Source organism: uncultured Mailhella sp. (assembly GCF_944324615.1).
Classification (GTDB): Bacteria; Desulfobacterota; Desulfovibrionia; order Desulfovibrionales; family Desulfovibrionaceae; genus Mailhella.
In genome coordinates this window covers 1-3,948 of sequence record NZ_CALUWY010000110.1, presented here as the reverse complement: position 1 = coordinate 3,948, position 3,948 = coordinate 1, and the positions used below count along the sequence as shown (strand labels likewise).

The following is a 3,948-nucleotide window of genomic DNA, read 5'->3' as shown; positions in this document are numbered from 1 at the left end:
AAGGAGTGTTTATAACTTACGCATAACTATAAGTTTTCGGGAACCCCCAGCCTAGCTGGGGGTTTTCTTTTAACCAAAAAAGCCGGAGAACAGCATAATCGGTTCTCCGGCTTTTTCGTATATTCAGCAAGGGCGCGGGATATTCGAGCCGAAAGCGTCCCGAACTTCGTTTCCACTCCGCTCAAATCCGTTTGATGCGGGGCCGTATCACAGAGCAGAAACGTTATCTTCCGCCGACACGGTTTACAGGATTGGCAGGCACACGCCCTTCAAGAACATCCACGATGTTCCTTGCCGCCGTCATTTCAATGGCCACTCTCACCTTGTCCACGGCAGAGCCGAGATGAGGCGTGAAAAGAGTATTCAGCTCCGGAGAAAGCAGCGGCGGATAAATGCGCTCGGGACGCCCCTCGAGTGCCCAGTCCTCAAAAGAGAAAACATCGGCGGCATACCCCGCAAGATGCCCCCGCTCCAGCGCTTCCGCCACGGCGGTCTCATCTACGCATGATCCCCGCCCGGCATTCACCAGAAACGCTCCTTTCTTCATGAGCGCCATGCGTTCGGCATTCAGCAGATACCGGGTCTGAACGGTCAGCGGCGTCAGCACAAGAACGACGTCCGACCGCTCCAGAAGTTCGTGCAGAGCACAGCCCTCCACTCCGAACGCACGGGCCTCAGCCAGAGCCTTTTCCGAAACGTCAAAACCAAGCAGGCGGGCATTCCATGCCTGCAGTCTCCGGGCCACGGCCTGTCCCAGACGTCCCAGACCTATAATGCCAACCACGGAACCCGACACTCCCGTACCGAACAGTACCGGACGCCAGCCCTGAAACTCACTGCGGACACGCCTGTCACCGGCCTTCACGTTCCGGCTCAGTCCGAGCATAAGTGCAATGGTCAGTTCCGCGGTAGGTTCGGTAAGAAGGTCGGGTACGTACGTCAGCCACACCCCATGACGGGTAGCGGCTTCCACGTCATAATTGTCATATCCCTTCAACGCCGCCCCTATGACCTTCAGACGGGCAGCCCCGGCAAGAAGTTTTTCATCCACCTTGTCGGGCATGAAGGTCATGGCCGCATCAACATCTGCCACACGCCTGCAGAACTCTTCATGCGAAAGACTCTCGCAGCTCCGGTTCAGGTCAAGCTCGCAGTATCTTCCAAGATACTCCTCAACCTCGGCATGAATGCGACACGTGACCAGACAACGGGGTTTTCCGTTCATGAAACCTTTCTCCGTATTCTTGAACCGAGGCCATCCACCAGCGTCACCATGACGAGAATGACCAGAAGGATGGCCGAAACTTCCTGGTACTGCATGATGCGCAGCGAAGCCATAAGCTCGAAGCCTATGCCCCCGGCGCCCACCATGCCCATGACGGTGGATGCCCGGAAATTGTATTCCCACCTGTACACAAGCGTATCCACAAGCTGCGGCATGACCTGCGGCAGAATGCCGTAAAGAACGGTCTGCGCCCTTGTCGCGCCGACGGCCCGAATGGCTTCCACCGGCTTGGGATCGCAATGTTCAATGGCCTCCGCAAAAAACTTGCCCACCATGCCGACGGAATGCAGTCCCAGTGCCAGTGCACCGGGAAGAGCGCCGAACCCCACCGCCGCAACGAAAACGATGCCCATGATGAGCTCGGGTACCGAGCGGAGAATATTGAGAATTCCCCTTGCCAGGCGATAGACGGCCCTGTTCGGGGCCACATTTCCGGCAGCCAGAAGTCCTACGGGCAAGGAAAGAACCAGCGCTATGAACGTACCGGCAACGCTCATGCACAGCGTATCGACCACCGGTTTTCCCCACTTGCGCATATTGGAAAAATCAGGAGGAAACATTTCACCCAGCAGCTGGCAGAGTGCAGGACCTCCCTCCACCATCCGCTGCAGATCAAGCAGGCCGGTATGCCACGAACAGACAAGAACCATCAGCCCCAGTACGACGAGCTTCAGGCAGGATCTGCGATAGCCGCATCTTACGGTATGCCGGACGTTTTCCAGAGTTGCCGCCATGTTACATCTGCGCCAGATTGAGATTGAGAATTCTGGCCAGCTCGCGCACGGGATCATAGGCGGCATCGTCAATGGCTATGAAGCCGTCCGCCTTGAAAGGCTTGAGAACCGCAGGATCCTTCATGTCGAGAAAAGCCTGTCTGACGGCCTTCTTGAGCTCGGGATTCAGACCTGCGCGCATGGTCCAGGGATATTCGGGAAACTCCTGCGACGTGGCGATGACTTTCACCTTGTCCGCCTTCAGCAGTCCCTTTTCCATCATGGTCTGGAAAATGGGCTCCGACATGCCGCCGGCCTGTGCATTGCCGTTCTGCACGTTCATGGCCACGGCATCGTGGCTGCCCACGAAATGTTCCTTGTAATCCTCGCCGCTTTTAAGTCCCTCATTCAGAAGCATGGATTTGGGAATGAGGTGAGAAGACGTGGAGGCGACATCACCGAACGCCATGTCATGTCCCTTGATGTCCGCCATCTTTTCAATACCGCTGCCCGCATTGGCTATGACGACCGAACGGTATGTGGCCTTGCCCTTCTTCTGCATGGCGGCAAAGGGCTCTATATCGCACTTCGACTTGGCCATGACGTAGGAAAGAGGTCCGAAATAGGCGAGGTCCAGACGATCGTGCCGCATGGCTTCAATCATGGAAGAGTAGTCGGTGGTCACCACGAGTTCCACCTTTCTGCCCAGCTTTTCCTGAAGATAGTTCTTCAGATTCTCATTATTTTTGATCACCACGCTGGGGCTTTCATCAGGCAGAAGTGCCACGCGAAGCGTCTGAGGGTTTCCGTCTCCGGCCGCAAAGGCAGCGGTCTGCATCGTGAACACGCCCAGAAGCGCCAGAACAATGTTGCGGATCTTCATAACTATTCCTCTCTGAAAATGAAAATACATGTTCAGGCCTCCGCTCTTCGCTCCAAAACGGAGAACGGTACGACCCGTATCCGGTAATCATGCGGCCAGGGCCGGCTTCAGCGAAGGCTCGACGACGGGAGGCAGGACGGAGGCTTCTGCGGAAGACGTTGCGTAAAGTCTGTTCAGCACCCTGTCGTTCAGTTCGGCGGCACTGCCGTCGAACACCACGCATCCGCCGTTCAGGGCAATGATTCTGTCGGCGAACCTTCGCGCCAGCTCCACCTGATGCAGACTCACGACCGAACAGATCCCCCTTTCCCGGCAGATTCCGTGAAGAAGATCTATGACTTCGTAGGCCCGCTGGGGATCCAGACTGGCGACAGGTTCATCGGCAAGCATGATCTCCGGCTGCTGCATGAGCGCCCTGGCTATGCCGACGCGCTGCTGCTGTCCGCCGGAAAGATTGCCCGCGGCAGTCAGCGCAAAGCCTTCCATTCCCACACGGGCAAGACAGGCATACGCATTCTCCAGATCCTCGGAAGACGCCGGAAGCAGCCCATGAAACAGAGAATGAAAACCGATGCGGCCGTTGAGCGTGTTTCTCAGGGCGGTCTGCCTCAAAATGAGCTGATGCTGCTGAAAAATGAATCCGGTTTTCCGGTGCAGCTCACGCAGTTTTCTGGAAGAATCGACAACGCCTATTCCGCGAACGCTGATGCTGCCCTCCGATACCGGACTGAGCAGCGCCAGACTGCGCAGCAGCGTGGACTTGCCAGCACCGGAAGGCCCGAGAAGAACGGTAAAGGACCCGGGATCCAGATGTATCGTCGTGGGGGCAAGCGCCGTCGTCTGACCGTACCTTTTGGCAATATTCAAGGCCTGAAGCATACAACCTCCTGAATTATCAGGATGATAAATATGCCTGAAATATTGCTCCAATGTTTCCCGAAATTAAAATTTTCATTATCAAAGAAGCGGCTTTTTTACAGCCGCAGCAACAAAAAGGGGCCCCACCGGCATAGCCGGTGGTTCCTCTTATGCGCCTGTAAGGCTTTCTTACCAGCCGCGCCCTAGCA

Annotated in this window: 4 protein-coding genes; all 4 read right to left on the bottom strand. The window is 56.3% G+C overall.

Annotation, left to right across the window (positions count from 1 at the left end):
* Positions 1-223: 223 nt before the first annotated feature.
* The gene (locus Q0K07_RS12915; RefSeq protein ID WP_294446902.1) at positions 224-1,225 is read right to left on the bottom strand and encodes an NAD(P)-dependent oxidoreductase; all 1,002 of its coding nucleotides are present in this window, start codon (positions 1,223-1,225) and stop codon (positions 224-226) included.
* Complete coding sequence (gene phnE, locus Q0K07_RS12910) at positions 1,222-2,019, bottom strand: phosphonate ABC transporter, permease protein PhnE (protein WP_294446903.1); 798 nt, start codon at positions 2,017-2,019, stop codon at positions 1,222-1,224. Before phnE ends, Q0K07_RS12915 begins: the two co-directional genes overlap by 4 nt.
* 1 nt (position 2,020) lies before the next feature.
* Positions 2,021-2,881 carry a phosphate/phosphite/phosphonate ABC transporter substrate-binding protein gene (gene phnD / locus Q0K07_RS12905; RefSeq protein ID WP_294446905.1) on the bottom strand — a complete coding sequence of 287 codons (861 nt, stop codon included), beginning with the start codon at positions 2,879-2,881 and terminating at the stop codon, positions 2,021-2,023.
* Positions 2,882-2,968: 87 nt separating this feature from the next.
* Complete coding sequence (locus Q0K07_RS12900) at positions 2,969-3,760, bottom strand: phosphonate ABC transporter ATP-binding protein (protein WP_294446907.1); 792 nt, start codon at positions 3,758-3,760, stop codon at positions 2,969-2,971.
* Positions 3,761-3,948: the final 188 nt, after the last annotated feature.

Excerpts from the sequence above, each read along its gene's own strand:
- Q0K07_RS12900 (WP_294446907.1), bottom strand. The coding sequence starts at position 3,760 with ATGCTTCAGGCCTTGAATATTGCCAAAAGGTACGGTCAGACGACGGCG.
- phnE (WP_294446903.1), bottom strand. The coding sequence starts at position 2,019 with ATGGCGGCAACTCTGGAAAACGTCCGGCATACCGTAAGATGCGGCTAT.
- phnD (WP_294446905.1), bottom strand. The coding sequence starts at position 2,881 with ATGAAGATCCGCAACATTGTTCTGGCGCTTCTGGGCGTGTTCACGATG.
- Q0K07_RS12915 (WP_294446902.1), bottom strand. The coding sequence starts at position 1,225 with ATGAACGGAAAACCCCGTTGTCTGGTCACGTGTCGCATTCATGCCGAG.